This is a genomic window from Arthrobacter sp. CAN_A212, from assembly GCF_015752345.1.
In the GTDB taxonomy this organism is placed as follows: domain Bacteria; phylum Actinomycetota; class Actinomycetes; order Actinomycetales; family Micrococcaceae; genus Arthrobacter_D.
The window spans coordinates 223,990-239,691 of record NZ_JADOUT010000002.1; the positions used below are offsets into that span (position 1 = coordinate 223,990).

14 protein-coding genes are annotated in these 15,702 nt (G+C 65.9%); 10 read left to right on the forward strand and 4 right to left on the reverse strand.

All coding sequences use genetic code 11. The features are described from left to right. Window positions 1-9: 9 nt before the first annotated feature. From IWX64_RS03660 to IWX64_RS03670, 3 genes are read left to right on the forward strand one after another with little or no spacing between them, the layout of a single operon-like run. Window positions 10-384: a GntR family transcriptional regulator gene (locus tag IWX64_RS03660; protein WP_196865800.1), complete on the forward strand. Its 375-nt coding sequence runs from the start codon at window positions 10-12 to the stop codon at window positions 382-384. Next, entirely contained in the window at window positions 381-1,301 is a 921-nt protein-coding gene (locus IWX64_RS03665) for an ABC transporter ATP-binding protein (protein WP_196865801.1), read from the forward strand. Before IWX64_RS03660 ends, IWX64_RS03665 begins: the two co-directional genes overlap by 4 nt. Then, window positions 1,298-1,984, forward strand: coding sequence for a hypothetical protein (locus IWX64_RS03670; protein WP_196865802.1), 687 nt, complete (start codon window positions 1,298-1,300; stop codon window positions 1,982-1,984). Before IWX64_RS03665 ends, IWX64_RS03670 begins: the two co-directional genes overlap by 4 nt. On the opposite strand, the gene IWX64_RS03675 is transcribed toward IWX64_RS03670, so the two are convergent. Beyond that, complete coding sequence (locus IWX64_RS03675; protein ID WP_196865803.1) at window positions 1,981-2,589, reverse strand: HAD family hydrolase; 609 nt, start codon at window positions 2,587-2,589, stop codon at window positions 1,981-1,983. The two genes, IWX64_RS03670 and IWX64_RS03675, sit on opposite strands and share 4 nt — an antisense overlap. Window positions 2,590-2,679: 90 nt before the next feature. On the opposite strand from IWX64_RS03675, the gene IWX64_RS03680 reads away from it, so the two are divergent. Then, the gene (locus tag IWX64_RS03680; RefSeq protein ID WP_196865804.1) at window positions 2,680-3,678 is read left to right on the forward strand and encodes an exonuclease domain-containing protein; all 999 of its coding nucleotides are present in this window, start codon (window positions 2,680-2,682) and stop codon (window positions 3,676-3,678) included. 8 nt (window positions 3,679-3,686) lie between these two features. On the opposite strand, the gene IWX64_RS03685 is transcribed toward IWX64_RS03680, so the two are convergent. Continuing rightward, a complete protein-coding gene (locus IWX64_RS03685) occupies window positions 3,687-4,607 on the reverse strand; it encodes an SDR family NAD(P)-dependent oxidoreductase (protein ID WP_196865805.1) in 921 nt (306 codons plus the stop codon). 67 nt (window positions 4,608-4,674) lie between these two features. Continuing rightward, window positions 4,675-5,745 carry an ADP-ribosylglycohydrolase family protein gene (locus tag IWX64_RS03690; protein ID WP_196865806.1) on the reverse strand — a complete coding sequence of 357 codons (1,071 nt, stop codon included), beginning with the start codon at window positions 5,743-5,745 and terminating at the stop codon, window positions 4,675-4,677. Between the two features lie 197 nt (window positions 5,746-5,942). Here IWX64_RS03690 and IWX64_RS03695 point away from each other — a divergent pair, with 197 nt between their 5' ends. The 4 genes from IWX64_RS03695 (at window position 5,943) to IWX64_RS03710 (ending at window position 12,693) form a co-directional block, all read left to right on the forward strand. Next, window positions 5,943-7,001: an MIP/aquaporin family protein gene (locus IWX64_RS03695; RefSeq protein WP_196865807.1), complete on the forward strand. Its 1,059-nt coding sequence runs from the start codon at window positions 5,943-5,945 to the stop codon at window positions 6,999-7,001. Window positions 7,002-7,076: 75 nt separating this feature from the next. Next, a complete protein-coding gene (locus IWX64_RS03700; RefSeq protein ID WP_196865808.1) occupies window positions 7,077-8,243 on the forward strand; it encodes an exonuclease SbcCD subunit D in 1,167 nt (388 codons plus the stop codon). Beyond that, window positions 8,240-11,341: an AAA family ATPase gene (locus IWX64_RS03705; RefSeq protein WP_196865809.1), complete on the forward strand. Its 3,102-nt coding sequence runs from the start codon at window positions 8,240-8,242 to the stop codon at window positions 11,339-11,341. Before IWX64_RS03700 ends, IWX64_RS03705 begins: the two co-directional genes overlap by 4 nt. 77 nt (window positions 11,342-11,418) lie before the next feature. Then, window positions 11,419-12,693 carry an MFS transporter gene (locus IWX64_RS03710; protein WP_196865810.1) on the forward strand — a complete coding sequence of 425 codons (1,275 nt, stop codon included), beginning with the start codon at window positions 11,419-11,421 and terminating at the stop codon, window positions 12,691-12,693. A 12-nt stretch (window positions 12,694-12,705) separates the two neighbouring features. On the opposite strand, the gene IWX64_RS03715 is transcribed toward IWX64_RS03710, so the two are convergent. After that, entirely contained in the window at window positions 12,706-13,461 is a 756-nt protein-coding gene (locus IWX64_RS03715) for an IclR family transcriptional regulator (protein WP_196865924.1), read from the reverse strand. 104 nt (window positions 13,462-13,565) lie between these two features. Here IWX64_RS03715 and IWX64_RS03720 point away from each other — a divergent pair, with 104 nt between their 5' ends. Together IWX64_RS03720 and hpaB are read left to right on the forward strand one after the other, a co-directional pair. Next, window positions 13,566-14,117, forward strand: a complete 552-nt coding sequence (locus tag IWX64_RS03720; RefSeq protein ID WP_196865811.1) for a flavin reductase family protein — start codon at window positions 13,566-13,568, stop codon at window positions 14,115-14,117. 54 nt (window positions 14,118-14,171) lie between these two features. Beyond that, window positions 14,172-15,626, forward strand: coding sequence for a 4-hydroxyphenylacetate 3-monooxygenase, oxygenase component (gene hpaB, locus IWX64_RS03725; RefSeq protein WP_196865812.1), 1,455 nt, complete (start codon window positions 14,172-14,174; stop codon window positions 15,624-15,626). Window positions 15,627-15,702: the final 76 nt, after the last annotated feature.

Consider the following 15,702-nt stretch of genomic DNA (forward strand, 5'->3'; position numbering starts at 1 on the left):
AGGGCCGAAATGATCGACGACAGCAGGCCCATCTTCTTGCAGATTGCCGAGGAGATTGAAAACGAGATCGTCGAGGGGATACTCGCCGAAGAGGCGCAGGTCCCATCCACCAACGAGTTTGCCGCTTTCCACCGCATTAACCCGGCCACCGCCGCCAAAGGGGTCAACCGGCTTGTGGATGAGGGCATCCTGTACAAGCAACGGGGAATAGGAATGTTTGTAGCCACCGGAGCCCGAGCCGCGCTCCTGCAGCGCCGGCGGGACCAGTTTTTCGATCAGTATGTTCGCCCGTTGGCCGTCGAAGCCCGGAAGCTGGGAATCAGCCCCCACGAACTGGCCGAGATGGTCCGGAGCAGTGAATCAGTTACGGGAGGTACGCCATGACCAGCGTCATTGAGACCCACGATTTGATCAAGACCTATCGGAACTCCATTGCTTTGGATGGGGTGAACCTTTCCCTTGCGCCAGGGAAAATCTACGGCCTGCTCGGACGAAATGGGGCGGGCAAGACAACCCTGATGTCAATGCTGACGGCGCAGGGTTTCCAGACCTCGGGAAGTGTTGAGGTGTTCGGCGAAAGCCCCTACGAAAACGAACGTGTCCTGAGCCGGATCTGCTTCATCCGGGAATCGCAGAAGTATCCAGACGCCTTCACCCCGAAGCACGCCTTCCGTTCTGCGGCCCTGTTTTTCAGGAACTGGGACCAGACTCTCGCGGACCGGCTGGTGGATGACTTCCAATTGCCGCTCAAACGCTCGATCAAGAAACTCTCCCGGGGTCAGTTATCCGCGGTGGGTGTGATCATCGGATTGGCCTCACGGGCTGAGCTCACCTTTTTTGACGAGCCCTATCTTGGCCTGGACGCCGTCGCCCGTCAGCTGTTCTACGATCGGCTGGTCGAGGACTATGCGTTGCACCCCCGCACAATAGTGCTTTCATCGCACCTGATCGATGAGGTGGCGAATCTCCTGGAGCACGTGATCCTGATCGACAAGGGTCGGATCATCATGAACGACGATGCCGGGAGCATCAGGGGATCAGCCTTCACCGTGGTCGGATCGGCCACCGTGGTGAGGTCCTTCCTCGCGGGCCGGGAGATCCTGCACACCGACAACTTTGCCTCGCTCGCCTCGGTTACTGCCCTCGGCGTCCTGACACCAGCGGAAAAGCGTGAGGCCGTCGAGCTGGGCCTGGAGCTGGCTCCGGTCTCGCTGCAGCAACTGGTGATCCGTCGAACCCTCGCGGCAACCACCGGGGACCTGGACGCCGTGAACAACCATTCACTGGAGGTGTCACAATGAACCGCATCGTCAACGTCATGCGGATGCAGCTGATCAACCGGTGGACCTTCATCGGCATTCCCGCGGTGATCCTCGTTGCCTCGTTCGCGTTGAGCTGGGCCATCTGGTCCTTCATCCCCTACGAGGGAGCCAAGTACTCGGGTGGGTCACAGGCGATCATGTGGTATTTCCTGGCCCTGGGAATCCAGTCGCTGACCATGACCTTCCCCTTTTCGCAGGGTCTGAGTATCAGCCGCAAGGCCTTCTTCCTTGGAACCCTCGGACTGTTCTCGATCATTGCGGTCGTGACGACGGCGCTCTACTACGTGCTGGGCCTGATCGAGATAGCGACGAACGGCTGGGGACTCAATGGCCGGTTCTTCGCTCTCGAGTGGATTGCCGAAGGATCCGGACTGCCGACGATGGTCTTCTATTTCACGGCGATGATGGTGCTGTTCCTGATCGGGTTCTGGTCCGCAACCATCTACAAGCGGTGGCAGACCACGGGCCTTCTCATCACGGGGATCGGTGCCGCACTTATCCTGGTGGGCCTCGTCTTCTACATCGCCCGGGCCGAACTTTGGGGACAGGTGGGGCAGTTCCTGGGCAGCCAGTCGCAGCTGAGCGTCGCAGGATGGCTCGCCGTCGCCGGCGTCGCCCTGGCAGGAGGGTCCTACCTCACCCTGAGGCGGGCGGTACCCTAGGCGGCAGGTCGGGGGTTGGCGACCAGCTCCCGCTGCAGGTCAATACCTGGCTGGTGAAGACGGGCGTCAATGCCCAAACCCTGGGCCGCGGCAACATTGGCTGGATTGTCGTCAACGAAGGTGACCATCCCAGGCTCCACCGCAAGATCCCGCAGGACATGCTCAAAGATTTCGCGCTGCGGCTTCACCAGCGACAGGGCCGAACTGAAATACCTGCGCTGGAAGTAGCCGGTCCAGGCAGCCTGTTCGAACCGCGACACCATCGGGGCCGGCATGTTCGAGAGCAGCGCCAACCGGGCACCCTGGCCGCTGAGTTCCTCCAGCGTATCGAGCGTGTCCAGATTGAAGTGGGACCATTGGTTGGCGTCCAGGGTGTCGAGCAGGTCCGTCCGGGACGGGAGGACCTCCCTGCCGGTCACCAGCGACCAGTATTCGACAGAGGTGTGCCGGCCGGCGTCGAACTCCAGCCGGTGCTGCCAGTAGGGCGAGCCAGGATCCATGAGGGGGACGCCCGCAGCATCCTCAAGGTTCAACCAGTCCTCAGGAGTGGGGGCATTGGTGATCACCATGCCGTAGTCAAAGAGGTACCACCGTGTGTTTCCCATACCTCAGGGTAGGGGAATGTGGCAGGTATCTCCCGGCGCGCGGGTGAACGTTGGGTAAAATTCAGGGTTGCGCCCCGTAGCGTTGACCGGGTGGGAATTGAGTTCACGGCCATCGACTTCGAGACAGCAAACGGGTTCCGTGGTTCGCCCTGCGCCGTGGGCCTGAGCAAGGTCCGGGACGGCAGGATTGTTGACGAGGCGCACTGGCTGATGCGGCCTCCCGCAGGCCACGACCATTTCGACTGGCGGAACGTCCGGATCCACGGCATCTCCGAAGAGATGGTGTCTGCGCAGCCCCGCTTCGGTGACCTCTTCCCTGAAATCGGTGCGTTCATCGGCGACGACGTGCTGGTGGCCCACAACGCGGCGTTCGATATGGGCGTGATCAGGTCGGGTCAGGAAGTCTCAGGGATTGCCGGTCCCGCCTACAACTATTCCTGCACAGTGGTGCTGTCCCGGCGGAACTATTCGCTGCCGTCCTACTCGCTACCGTTCGTTGCTGAAGCCGCCGGCGTCCCGCTGGTCAACCACCACGATGCAGTGGAGGACGCCCGGGCGTGCGCCGGAATCATGATCGACATCGCCCGGATGAACAACGCTGGCAGCCTCGAGGAGTTGGCCTCGATCCAGCGGCTCCCGTTCTCCACCCAGGACGCATATGTGCCAGGCATCAATGAGGTCTCGAAGGCGACCCGTGGCGCGCTGGCCCGTGGGGCAGCCGTCGTCCGTACCGGGCCATCAGGATGGCCTGACGAGGGGCTGAACCCGCCGGCGAACGGCGCAGCCGACCCCGCCAACCCGCTGTACGGCCAGACGGTGGTCTTCACGGGAACGCTCGGCATGCCCCGCCCGCAAGCCAAGGAGCGGGCGGCATGGCTGGGGGCGCAGCCGGCGAGCACGGTCACCCAGCGCACCACCGTGCTGGTAGTGGGGGACGGGTTTGTGGCGTCCGATCTGCGGAACGGCCGGGTCACCGGGAAGGTGCGGCGGGTGCTGGACCTGCACGAGCGGGGCCAGCGGATTGAGGTACTTTCGGAGGCGGAGTTCCTGCAGATGACGGAGGGCCGCTGGCCGGTCGACAGCCCGTAGCCAGCGCCCTACAGGTTCAGCTGGACGCCGGTGAGTTCCTGGGAGGCGTCGATCAGCCGTGACGCCGTGTTGCGCTCGCGGGCGTGGGGTTGCGCCGGAACCACTGCCGGATTGCCCCGCAGCTGGAACCACCCGCGTGGTCCGCAGTAGGACCCATTGACGACGGCGGGATCGGCCACCGCGCGCACCAGGGGCCACGCCCCGGTGTCCTTTCCCTGGGAAACGGGCGCGAGGATGCGGCGTTGCGGGGCGGGCGAGGTGTTGTTCAGCCCAATGCCCGGACGCAGGGGCGTGAGCATGTCCAGAGCCAGACCCGGGTGGGCGACAATGCTCTGCACCGGGCTCCCCACCAGACGCAGCCGGGCAGCGAGTTCGAAACCGAAGGTCATGACAGCAAGTTTCGACGTCGCGTAGGCCCGGGGGTTGTTGTACCGCGCGGGCATCAAATTGGCGGTATCCAGCCGGACCCACCGGTGGCTGATGCTGCCCAGATGAACTACCCGCCCGCGTGCAGCGGTGAGGGCGGGCAACAGGCCTGCGGTCAGCGCGAAATGGCCCAGATGGTTGGTCCCGAACTGCAACTCGAACCCTTCGGCGGTGTGCTGGCGGCCAGCGGCCCCCACCACTCCGGCGTTGGCCAGCAGCGCATCGATGGGCCCCCTCGCAGACAGCAGGTCCACCGCCTGTCGGACGGACTTCAGCCGGGCCAGATCGAGTTCCTGGAACTCGACCCGTGCCTCCGGGACCTGCTGCCGGATCGCCGCAATCGCCGCCCTGGCTTTCTCCTCGTTGCGCGAGGCCATCACGACGGTCGCACCGGCGGCGGCGAGCTGCTCGCAGGCAAAATAGCCGAGGCCGGCGTTTCCGCCGGTGACAACGACCGTGCGGCCGCTCAGATCAGACAGGTCGGTGGGGTTCCAGTTATCCATTCCCCAAGACTAGGTGCTGTGACGACGAGGTACCCGGTAGCCGAAGGCGCGCATCGCTGGATCGCGCTCATCCGGTCGAAGTGGTGTCCACCAGCAGGCTGGCCATGGTGCCGACGACGTCGGCACCCTCCAGCACTGCGGACCAGCTCGCCGGTAGACCGTCCCGACCGTACAGCGCACCCAGGATGTTGCCGGTCAGCGACCCGGTGGTGTCGCTGTCGCCGTCGTGATTGATCGCCAGGGCGATCGCGGTGCGGAAATGCTGCTCTGGACCGGTGGCAGACCCAGCTGGCCCGGCGCCGGCCTCGCTGGCCAGGACCGCGTAGATGGCGATCGCCACCGCCTCGTCAGCTGTCCAACCGCCGCCGAGGGCTGCGCTCATCTGTTCAGGCGACCCGCCGTCGTCGGCCAGCTGAACCGCCGTCTCGAGGAGCTGAGCCAGTTCGGGGACACTGGAGCTGTGCGCCCGGGCGACGGCCGCGGAAACGGCCTCCCGCAGCGACATTTCGTCCCGGACGATGCCATGGATCAGGACCGCCATCACTGCCGCTCCGTGCAGGGCGGCCGGGTGGCCATGGGTGAGGGCCGCAGCGTTCATGGCCAGCCGATCGGCCACCTCAACCGGAATGTGCGGCACCAGCCCGAAGGGCGCGGAGCGCATTACCGTACCCGATCCTTTGGCCTCGGGGTTCACCGGCCGGGATTGGGTTCCCATCTCCCCACTGCGCAGGCCGCTCAGACAGGCGGTGCCGGGTCGTCGACGGTGCTGCAGCACCTCCTGGGCATCGATCCAGCGGGGTGGGGCTACGGGAGCCGACGACGGCGGTGTCTCGCCCTGCGTCGCGAGCCACCGGAGGTAGGCCAGCCAGAGGCATGCCGTCTCGTCGGCGGCAACTCCGTCGTTGGCCCACTGGATAGCATCCACCAGGCCGTCGACCGTGTAGAGCGACAGCTGGGTGTCGTCCGAGAACCGAAAGACTTCCGGCAACTGGGTGGGGGAGGTCAGCCCAGCCGGGCCGTAGGCTGCCCTGATTGCCTCAAGATCGAGATTTTCGACGGCGAAGCCGAGCGCATCGCCGAGCGCGCCGCCCAGCAGACAGCCATGGACACGGTCCGAGAAAGAGGGATTGGTCAGCACCACAACAGTCTAGTGTCGGGTAGTGTTCTACTGCCGCGACCACCTTGACGCCCGTTCTCAGCGGGCATTCAGCAACAGGTGGAAGGCTTGACAGGTTTGCCCGACCCCACACGACGGTCCCGGCAGCCAGCACGGTCCCGACCATAGCGTCGGCCACAACTTCAGCTCTTCCAACAGCTCAAAGGATTTCGTCCACCATGACGCAGACATCACTGCCCACCGCTGAACAGCACGCAAACCCGGAACCGTCCGGCCGCTCGTCCTCGATCAGCGACTTCTCCCTGGTGGCCCGGTCACTGGCCGAAGCCGCCGGCTCATTCCTCCTGGTCCTGGCCGGACTCGGGGTCACCATCCTGAACACCCAGACGGGAGTGCAGCCCACCCTTGCGTTCGGCCTGGCCCTGATCGGAGCGATTGTTGCGTTCGGTTATGTCTCTGGTGGTCACTTCAACCCGGCGGTCACGCTCGGCTCAGCCATCGCCGGCAAGACCTCATGGATCTCGGTGCTGCCCTACATCGTGGCGCAGGTTGTGGGCGGCGTTATCGCTGCAGTCTTCATCTGGTTGCTCCTGAGCGCCAACCAGCAGTTCGCAGGGAGTGTCCAGGCGCTGTTCGCCGTCTCGGCCAACGGTTACGCGGAACATTCCCCCACCCAGTTCGCGCTGAGCAGCACCTTCCTGGCCGAAGTGGTCGGGACGGCCATCTTTGTCGCGGTGGTCCTGGGTGCGATGTCCCGGACCGCCACCGGCTCGCTGCGCAACGCTGGCGGCCCCTTTGCTATCGGCCTGGTGTACGCGGCGCTGCTGACCTTCCTGCTGCCGATCAGCAACGGATCTCTGAACCCGGCCCGTTCCACTGCCGCAGCAATCTTCTCCGAAAGCTGGGCCATCGAGCAGCTCTGGCTGTTCTGGGTGGCCCCCGTTCTGGGCGCGGCAATCGCCGGACTGATCTACCGCAGCTCCGAGTTGTTCGGTGGACGCACCACGGGTGCAAAGCCTGTCCAGGTCACTGACGCGCCCGACCCCAGCGCGACGTCCAGTGGGCCGGCCACCGCCACCGCGGACACCGCCACCCAGGCCACCGCCACACCAGCTACGTCCACGACGCCCACTTCTCGGCCAGCCACGGACCGGTACCCCGCCGACCATGCGCGCACCGGCGACAACGCCGATGAGGGGCAGGTGGACCGCCCGGCCGGCACCGACGACGCACGGACGTTCTTCGACGAATCAGACGAACGCCGCGACGGAAAATAGGTCGCCCAGCGGGCAAAGTCCGCACCGCCGGGTGCGCTCCGCAGGAATGTCAGTGGGGGCCGGTAGCTTGGAAGTATGAGGCTACTGCACACATCCGATTGGCACCTGGGACGGTCGTTCCACGGTGTGGGCACCCTACAGGCGCAGCGGCTCTTCATCGATCACCTCGAGAAGTCCGTCCGCGAGTTTGAGGTGGACGTGGTACTGATCGCCGGCGACGTCTACGACCGTGCACTGCCCGGCGTGGACGTCGTCGGACTCTTTGACGAGGCGCTGGAACGCCTGACCGCTGCCGGCGCGCAAGTGGTTGTCTCCAGCGGAAACCATGACTCTGCCACCCGGCTGGGCTTCGGCGGCCGCATCCTGGAACGCGGGGGAGTGCACCTGCGCACCCGGCTCGAGGATATCGCCCGGCCGGTCTTGTTCCCTCTGGATGAGGACGGCGCCGAGCTCGCTGTGTACGGCCTGCCGTACCTCGAACCACGGTTGGTAGCGGAAACGCTCGGCGCCGAGGCCCCCACCCACACTGCTGTCACCCGGGCGGCGCTGGACCTGGTCCGGTCCGACCTGGCGCATCGCCGGACCGCGGGCACCGTCCGGTCGCTGGTGATGGCCCACACCTTTGCCAGCGGCGGCATCACCTCGGACAGCGAACGCGATCTCAGCGTGGGAGGGGTGGGAGCCGTCCCCCTGGATCTCCTTGAAACCTTCGACTATGCGGCACTGGGCCACCTGCACGGTCAGCAGCAGCTCTCCCCGAATGTGCGCTACTCCGGTTCGCCCCTGCCGTACTCCTTCTCCGAAGCACGTCAGTCGAAGGGCGCGTGGCTGGTGGAGATCGGCCCAGCGGGCCTGGGTAACGTCCGTGCCGTCGAATGGCCCGGCTATCGTGAGCTCGCCGTCCTGACCGGTGAACTGGAAGAGCTACTGTCGGATCCACGCCATGAGTGGGCCGAGACTGCCTACTGCCACATCACCCTCGTGGATCCGGACCGGCCCACCCAGGCCATGGAGCGGTTGCGTAGCCGCTTCCCCTCGACCCTCGTCCTGGTTTTCGAACCTGCGGGGGATCGTCAGCGCGCCGCCCAGACGTACAGTCAGCGGATCGCCCAGGCCACCGATGATGTGGACGTGTGCTGCGGCTTCCTTGACCACGTGCGGTCCCGACCAGCGAGCGAGAGCGAACGCACAGTGCTGACAGCTGTCCTGGAAACCGTTCGCTCGGCAGAGGTGGAACGGTGAGGATCCACCGCCTTGAACTGCAGGCCTTCGGCCCCTTTGCGCATCGCCAGGAGGTCGACTTCGACCGCCTGGGCGCCCACGGACTGTTCCTTCTGAACGGCCCAACAGGGGCGGGCAAGTCGAGCGTCCTCGATGCGATCTGCTACGCCCTGTATGGGTCGGTTACGGGTGCCCGCCAGGGCGCAAAGAGGCTCCGCAGTGACCACGCACCGGAGTCCCTCGCCCCTGAGGTGGCCTGCGAGTTCAGCGTGGGCGGCCGCCGGCTGGAAGTGATTCGCAACCCCCAGTGGAATCGCCCTGCCAAGCGGGGCACCGGCACTACGTCCGAGCCCGCGCGGACCCTGCTGAGGGAAAAAATTGACGGCGAATGGGTACAGAAATCTGCCCGCAATGATGAGGCTGGCGGTGAAATCCAGGCCCTGCTGGGCATGGACCGCGAACAGTTCACCCGCGTGGTCATGTTGCCCCAGGGCGAGTTCGCGGCCTTCCTGCGCTCTGACGCCAAATCAAGGCGGGACCTGCTACAGAAACTCTTCGCCACGGACCGGTTCGAGAAGGTGGAGCAGGTCCTCACCGAACGCGCCCGGACGATGGCGGGCCGGGTGGCGGAGGCCGAAGCGGGGCTGAGCCACATCCACCGTCGAGCGGTGGACGAGGTGCAACGCTATGAGTCGGCCGACGATGCGGTACCGGACGCGACGGGTGATGCCGGGGCTCCCCTCACCCTGACCGATCTTCGCGCACGGCTCGCAACCGTGCTGGAGAGCGCCCGGCGGACCTCGGACGCGGACTCACGGAATCGAAGCCTGCTCACGCAGCAGCAGCAGGACACCCTGGCTGCCTACACCCGTCGGCAAGCCCTGGCAGCCTTCCGTGCCGTTGAAGAGGCGCATGCGGCACAGCGGGAAGAAGCGGCGGACTTCCAGACGGCGGTCGACCGGGACCGGAAGGCACGCATCCTGGAGAGCGGACTGCGTGCCCTGGATCTGGCGGAGGATGCACTGCGGCAGACAACCGAGCGGGCGCAGTCAGCAACGCGAATGGTGGCCGGTTCGCCAGTTGCCACCTCCCTCCTCCCGGACCTCGAGAGCACCGGTCAGGAGAAGGCCCTCCCCGGGACGGCAGACACCATCGCGATGCTGGACGCAGCGTGCACCGCAGCGACGTCGGAACTCGGCGTCCTCCGCGCCGCACTGCCGGAGGAACAGCGGCTGCAGAGCCTGGAGGAACGTCTCACGGAGTCGGCGACCGAGCTGCAGCGGATTGATGCTGCCCTGCGGGAGTGTGCGGAAGCACTGGCCGAGGTTCGTGCCGAGACAGCATTGGTCGGCGGGGAGCGGGTCGAGCTGGAACGAACGGTCAACGGGACATCGGCGCTCGACGAGCGGGTGGCGGAAGGAAAACGGCTCCTGGCGACCATCGCTGCGCTGGACACCGCGCGGACGAGGATGACCAGCGAAGAAGACAGATACTCAGCTGCCGAACGGCGCTTCCTGGAGCTCAAGAGCATCTGGCTGGAGACCCTCCGGCAACGCCTGGAGCAGGCGGCAGCAGAACTGGCGGCTGGCCTCACCGAGGACAGCGACTGCCCCGTCTGCGGCAGTCGGTCCCATCCACACCCCGCGTCGGCGGACGGGGCGAGCCTGGTTACCCACGAGCAGGAGCAGGCGGCACGGCAGGACCAGCTTGCCGCGGAACAGGTCGTGGAGCGTCTACGGCGGGTGCGCGACGACGCCGTCCTCGACGCTGCACGGCTGCAGGCCCAGGGCGGGGACCGCGAGGTCGGTGCCGTCCGGGAAGCCCTTGAGGCAGATACCGCGCTCCTGGCGGAGGCCGTCGCGGCCGGTAAGGCGCTGGAGCGGGCGACCGAGCGGCTGACAGCGCTGGCCGGCCGGGAAGAGACCCTGACCGCCCAGCACAACGGGTTGGCCACGGCCCAGGCCGAGACCCGGGCCTCCATCACGGGACTGCAGGAGCAAATGGATGAGATGCAGGAGCGGCTGGCTACGCTGCGCGGCGGGTACGAAACCCTCGCCGAACGGACCGGTGACCTGGCGGCAGCCCACGAGACGATGGCCGACTGCCGGGACGCTCTCCAGGATCTGGCGCGGGCCGGTTCCAGCCGGGAACTGGCATTCGCCACCTTATCCGAGGCGCTCGTGGGTTCAGCCTTCGATCACCCCGACGAGGTGCGTTCTGCACTGTTGTCGCCGGTGGAACTCGACCATGCGGAACTTTTCCTTGCCACCCACCACCGGGCGGGAGACCGGCTGGAGGCCGACCGGGCTCTCCCCGACATTGCCGGGGCACTCAGGGACGAAGCGGCGGGCCTGCCGATCGTCACCAGTGTGCAGGTCGACGACGCCGCCGCGTCCGAGGCAGAAGCCGCTGAGCGGGCAACTGCGAGCCTGCTCAGGCTCCGGATGGTCCAGGAGTCAGTGCTGCAGCTTGACCGGTACGCGACCGAACTGACGCGTCAGGAGCAGGTGGTGCTGCCCCTGCTGCAGGAGCGTGACCTGATCAAGTCGCTCGCCGACACCGCGGCCGGGGGCGGAGAGAACTCGTTCAAGATGTCCCTGGGCACCTACGTGCTGGCCGCCCGCCTCGAGCAGGTGGCCGATGCCGCCACCGAGCGACTGCTGGCGATGTCCGACGGGCGCTACGCCCTGGTGCACAGTGATGCACTCTCCGGAAACAGGAAGTCCGGCCTGGGCCTGAACGTGATCGATGGATGGACCGGGAACCGGCGGGACACCGCGACCCTGTCGGGCGGTGAGTCCTTCATGGCCGCACTGGCGCTGGCCCTCGGCCTGGCCGACGTCGTCCAGGCCGAGTCGGGCGGCATCGAGATTGAGACCCTCTTTGTCGACGAAGGGTTCGGCAGTCTGGACGAGCAGTCGCTGGAGCAGGTCATGGACGCGCTGGAGGGGCTCCGGGACGGGGGCCGGATGGTGGGACTGGTCAGCCATGTTGCGGAGCTGAAGCAGCGAATCGGCGCCCAGTTGCAGGTGGTGAAGGAACGCGACGGCTCCACCCTGCATATTGTCGATCAGGTCCCGGCCCAGGCGGATCCCTCGGTCGTGCTGCAGACAGTGTAAATTAGGCTTGTTCACCGGGTTGGGCGCATCGGGAGGGGGGACGATGCGCACTCAGCTGTATCCGGAAAGACTCGATCATGACACCACCCCTTGTAGCCGGCAGCCGGCTGGGACGCTTTGGCCGTCTCCCCGCACTGGCCGGACCATCCTTCCTCACCATAGGTTTCTTCGCCCGGCTCCCGCTGGCCATGCTGACCGTCGGAGCCCTCACCCTGGTCACCGCGGCGAGCGGATCCGTGGCGACCGGCGGGTTCGCCGCCGGAGCGGTTGGTGTGGGCTCGGCGTTGGGCGCACCGATCCTCGGGTACCTCGCGGACCGTACCGGCCAGCGGCCCGTGCTGCTCATCTCGGCAGCACTGAACACCGCAGCCATCATCTGGGTGATCGCTGCGAGCTATCTCGTTCCGGACTTCTCCGGACCATCAACGGCAATGATCCTCGCCGCGGCATTCGGCATGGGTCTGACCTCCCCCCAGATCGGGCCCTTGGCGCGGGTGCGCTGGATCGCGCTGACCCGACGCACCCAACCCGGTGACCTGGACACGGCGCTGTCCTATGAAAGCACCGCGGATGAGCTGACCTTCGTCCTTGGACCAGCACTGGTGGGACTTCTGGCGAGCCTGATCACCCCCTGGCTGCCGTTGGCCCTCGCCGCCGTGCTCACCGTCGTGATGGTGAGCGCCTTTGCCGTTCACAGCACGGTCCAGGCGGTCGTGCCGCTCAACCGCCGGCCCCGACGCGCCGCCGCGGGGGAGGCGCCGCCCCGGCGGGGCGCCCCCGGCAGCCGACGGTTCTGGTTCCTGGTTCCCCTGCCCGTGTTCGGGATGGTCGCGATGGGGACCTTCTTCGGATCGACACAGACTGCGCTCATCGCGTTCGCGGGAGAGTTCGGTGCGGCGACCTCGGCCGGCCTGCTGTACGCGGTGATGGGTCTGAGCTCGGCGGCAGCCGCCCTGTCGGTGGCGTACTGGCCGGCACGGTTCTCGGCGTCGTGGCGCTGGATTCTCTCAGCGGGTGGAATGAGCCTGCTGACCCTGTTCCTCTTTATTCCGCAGGAGGTCCCCCTGATGCTGTTGGTTCTGTTCGTGCTCGGCATCCCGGTGGGACCCACTATGGTCACCATCTTCAGCATCGGTTCCCTGGTGGCCCCGAAGGAACTCATGGGCACCGTCATGACCCTGCTGGCCAGTGGGATTGTCGCGGGCACCGCGATCGGAGCTTCGGTAGCCGGGACCGTCGCGGAAGCTGAGGGATTCAGCGCGGCCTTCATCGTTCCCGTTGCCGCTGCCGGTGCCTTGCTCCTCCTGGGCATCGTCTCCCTCGCGGTTCCCCGGCAGCAGCCAGAGGAGTAGCTCCAAGGGAGGTCAGCGCAGCTGGTCCTCGATGGTCCGCGCGCAGTCGATCAGCTGGGCGCCGAGTTCGGAGGGGGTGTGCAGCGAGCGGATGTAGACCAGCGCCACCGCGGCCGGCAGCTGGCCTGGAATCCGCACCGGCACTGCCACCGACGAGACCCCGTCAATCACCTCATCATGGCTCACCGCATAGCCGGTGCGCTGAGCGGTGCAGGCATCGGCCCGGTACGGCTGCCCGGGGGCACGGCGCTCCCACGCCTGTTCGGTGAGGGCCGACTGGATGGCGATTCCCGGCGCCCCGGCGCTTACCGGGTGGCGGGTGCCGGGCCGCTGGGCCACGGTGGCCCCTGTGTGGCGGGGCTCCACCGCCACCAGCGTCACACAATCCTGCTGGTCCAGAACGACCACGAAGGCGGTCATGCCCAGCGTGTTGGCCAGCTGGGTCAGTTCGGGGAGGGCAGCGGACTGCAGATCACTCGCAACACCCCGGGCCAGCGCGGCCAGGCCCGGTCCGGCCTGCACCCCGCCCGCCGCATCACGGACTACCAACGAATGATCCTCCAGCGTCCGCAGGATTCGGTAGGCGATGGAGCGGTGGACGTCGAGACGCACTGCCAGCTCGGCTATCGACAGTGGCGAGCTGGCCTCGGCCAGGATCTCCAGGGCGCGGATACCACGGGAGAGGGTCTGCGAGTGGGCTGATGGCGCGATCGCAGTACCGCTCTGGGCACTTACCACGGCTGTTCCTCCTGGCTGGTCGACTGTCATCTCGGTCACTTCTGGTCACTATTTCATTATCTGAATGAAATGTTCAACTATAGAACAGCTAGGCTGGAAAGGAGCCAACAGGAACCCATCGAAGGAGTCCCGCAATGATTGCGTCACCGCAGAACCGGGATGCGGCGGGCGATGGTTTTGCCGCCCGCCGCCGCTCGCTGAACGCCCCCCGCGCGCACCACTTCAGGGGGAGCCTTGGCCGGTTCGCCACCGGGGTGGGCATTGTGACGTTCGATGGCGCCACCAAGCGCCACGGGATTACCGTCAACTCCTTCACCTCGGTGTCCATGGAACCGCCGCTGGTTCTGGTGAGTATTGCGCGCAGCACCAAGGCACACGATGAACTGGCCGGGTGCCCCTTCGCCGTCAACATTCTTGGTGCCGAGCAGCGTTCGCTGGCCATGCATTTCGCGGGCCGGCCCACCAACGAGCCGACCTGGCTCGAAGGCTCCACGGCACCTCGTCTGGCCAATGTCCTGGCCTTCTTTGAATGCACGCCGTGGGCGGCGTACGACGGCGGTGATCACACCCTGTATCTGGGTGAAGTGCAGGACTTCAACTACCGCAAGGGAGACGCCCTTGCGTACGCCAACAGTACCTTCACCACCATTCCGGAGAACCAGTTGGGAATGGAAGACCTGTTCTAGCGGGTTGCACACCAGGCAGTACAAACGACAGCCACCTCACGCGAGTGGAGCACAATGGGAATCCGATCCGGCACGCAGTACCTGGACAAACTGAACTCCATGCGGCCGCACGTGGTCATCAACGGCGAAACGGTCAGCGAGAACGTCGCCGAGCACCCGGCGTTTCGGAACGTCGCACGCACCTACGCCCGGCTCTACGACCTGCAACACGATCCCGATTACACGGACCGGCTCACCTACGTCTCGCCCACGAGCGGCGACCTGGTGAACGCCTCCTTCCTGGTGCCCCGGAGTGTTGGCGATCTGGAAAGGCGACGCGCCGCAACCTCCTGCTGGGCCGAGTACTCGCACGGGTTCCTGGGCCGGACGGGCGACTACATGAACGGCTGCCTGACGGCGCTGAGCACCGCGGAAAAGTGGTTCGCGCAGGCGGATCCGATGTTCGGCGAGAATATCCGCAGGTTTTACGAGCACTGCCGGGAGAATGATCTCCTCACCACCCACACCCTGATCCCGCCGCAGGTCAACCGCTCAGTAGCCGGGTCGGAACAGCTGGGTGGCCAGCTCTCCGCCCGGATCACTGAGGAGCGCGACGACGGAATCATTATCAATGGGGCACGGATGCTCGCCACCATCGCCCCGATCGCCGACGAACTGCTGGTGTTCCCCTCCACCCTGCTGCGGGGAACCCCCGAGGACGCTCCGTACTCCTACGCGTTTGCGCTGCCGAGCGACACCGAGGGGGTGAGGTACCTCTGCCGCACCCCGCTGTACAACGGGGGATCGACTCACGACGAGCCCCTGGCGTCCCGCTTTGAGGAGATGGACGCCGTCGTCGTCTTCGACAACGTGTTTGTGCCCAATGAGCGAATCTTCATGCTGGGCCACCCGGACCTGTGCAACAGTTTCTACTCCGACACAGGCGCCGGAGCGCTGATGACCCACCAGGTGGTCAGCCGGACCATCGCCAAGAGCGAGTTCTTCCTGGGTCTGGCATCCGAACTGTCGGAATCGATCGGCATTGATGGCTTCCAGCACATTCAGGAGGATCTGGCCGAGTTGATCCAGACGGTCGAGATCGGCAAGGCCCTGATGCGGGCGTCGGAAGTGGATGCGCAACCGAACGACGACGGCGTCATGCTGCCGAGATGGACCACCCTGAACGCCGCACGGAACTGGTATCCGAAGGTGGCGCAGCGATTCCCCGAGATCATCAGGAAGTTCGCCGCCAGTGGCCTGATGGCCCTGCCGGGGGAAGCCGACCTGGCGAGCGCGGCGTTACCGGACATCGAGCTGTATCTGCAGGCGAAGACCCTCACCGGGCCGGAGCGGGTGCGGCTGTTCAAGCTGGCGCACGACGCCTCGATCTCCGGGTTCTCCGGGCGCCAGGCCCTGTACGAGTATTTCTTTTTTGGCGACCCGGTACGGATGGCTGGAGCGCTGGTCAAAAGCTACAACACGGCGCCGGTTCAGGCACGGGTCCGCGAGTTCCTGAACCGTTCCGACTGACTCCGCCGGGCTGCGTTACCCGACGGGGATTCTGACATGTAACGACGGTTCCTGTTGGGTGCGCTGGTTAAAGTGA

What these genes read in the sequence shown, in the direction of transcription:
- IWX64_RS03660 (WP_196865800.1), top strand. Translation starts at nt 10, where the DNA reads ATGATCGACGACAGCAGGCCCATCTTCTTGCAGATTGCCGAGGAGATT.
- IWX64_RS03665 (WP_196865801.1), top strand. Translation starts at nt 381, where the DNA reads ATGACCAGCGTCATTGAGACCCACGATTTGATCAAGACCTATCGGAAC.
- IWX64_RS03670 (WP_196865802.1), top strand. Translation starts at nt 1,298, where the DNA reads ATGAACCGCATCGTCAACGTCATGCGGATGCAGCTGATCAACCGGTGG.
- IWX64_RS03675 (WP_196865803.1), bottom strand. Translation starts at nt 2,589, where the DNA reads ATGGGAAACACACGGTGGTACCTCTTTGACTACGGCATGGTGATCACC.
- IWX64_RS03685 (WP_196865805.1), bottom strand. Translation starts at nt 4,607, where the DNA reads ATGGATAACTGGAACCCCACCGACCTGTCTGATCTGAGCGGCCGCACG.
- IWX64_RS03695 (WP_196865807.1), top strand. Translation starts at nt 5,943, where the DNA reads ATGACGCAGACATCACTGCCCACCGCTGAACAGCACGCAAACCCGGAA.
- IWX64_RS03700 (WP_196865808.1), top strand. Translation starts at nt 7,077, where the DNA reads ATGAGGCTACTGCACACATCCGATTGGCACCTGGGACGGTCGTTCCAC.
- IWX64_RS03710 (WP_196865810.1), top strand. Translation starts at nt 11,419, where the DNA reads ATGACACCACCCCTTGTAGCCGGCAGCCGGCTGGGACGCTTTGGCCGT.
- IWX64_RS03715 (WP_196865924.1), bottom strand. Translation starts at nt 13,461, where the DNA reads ATGACAGTCGACCAGCCAGGAGGAACAGCCGTGGTAAGTGCCCAGAGC.
- IWX64_RS03720 (WP_196865811.1), top strand. Translation starts at nt 13,566, where the DNA reads ATGATTGCGTCACCGCAGAACCGGGATGCGGCGGGCGATGGTTTTGCC.
- hpaB (WP_196865812.1), top strand. Translation starts at nt 14,172, where the DNA reads ATGGGAATCCGATCCGGCACGCAGTACCTGGACAAACTGAACTCCATG.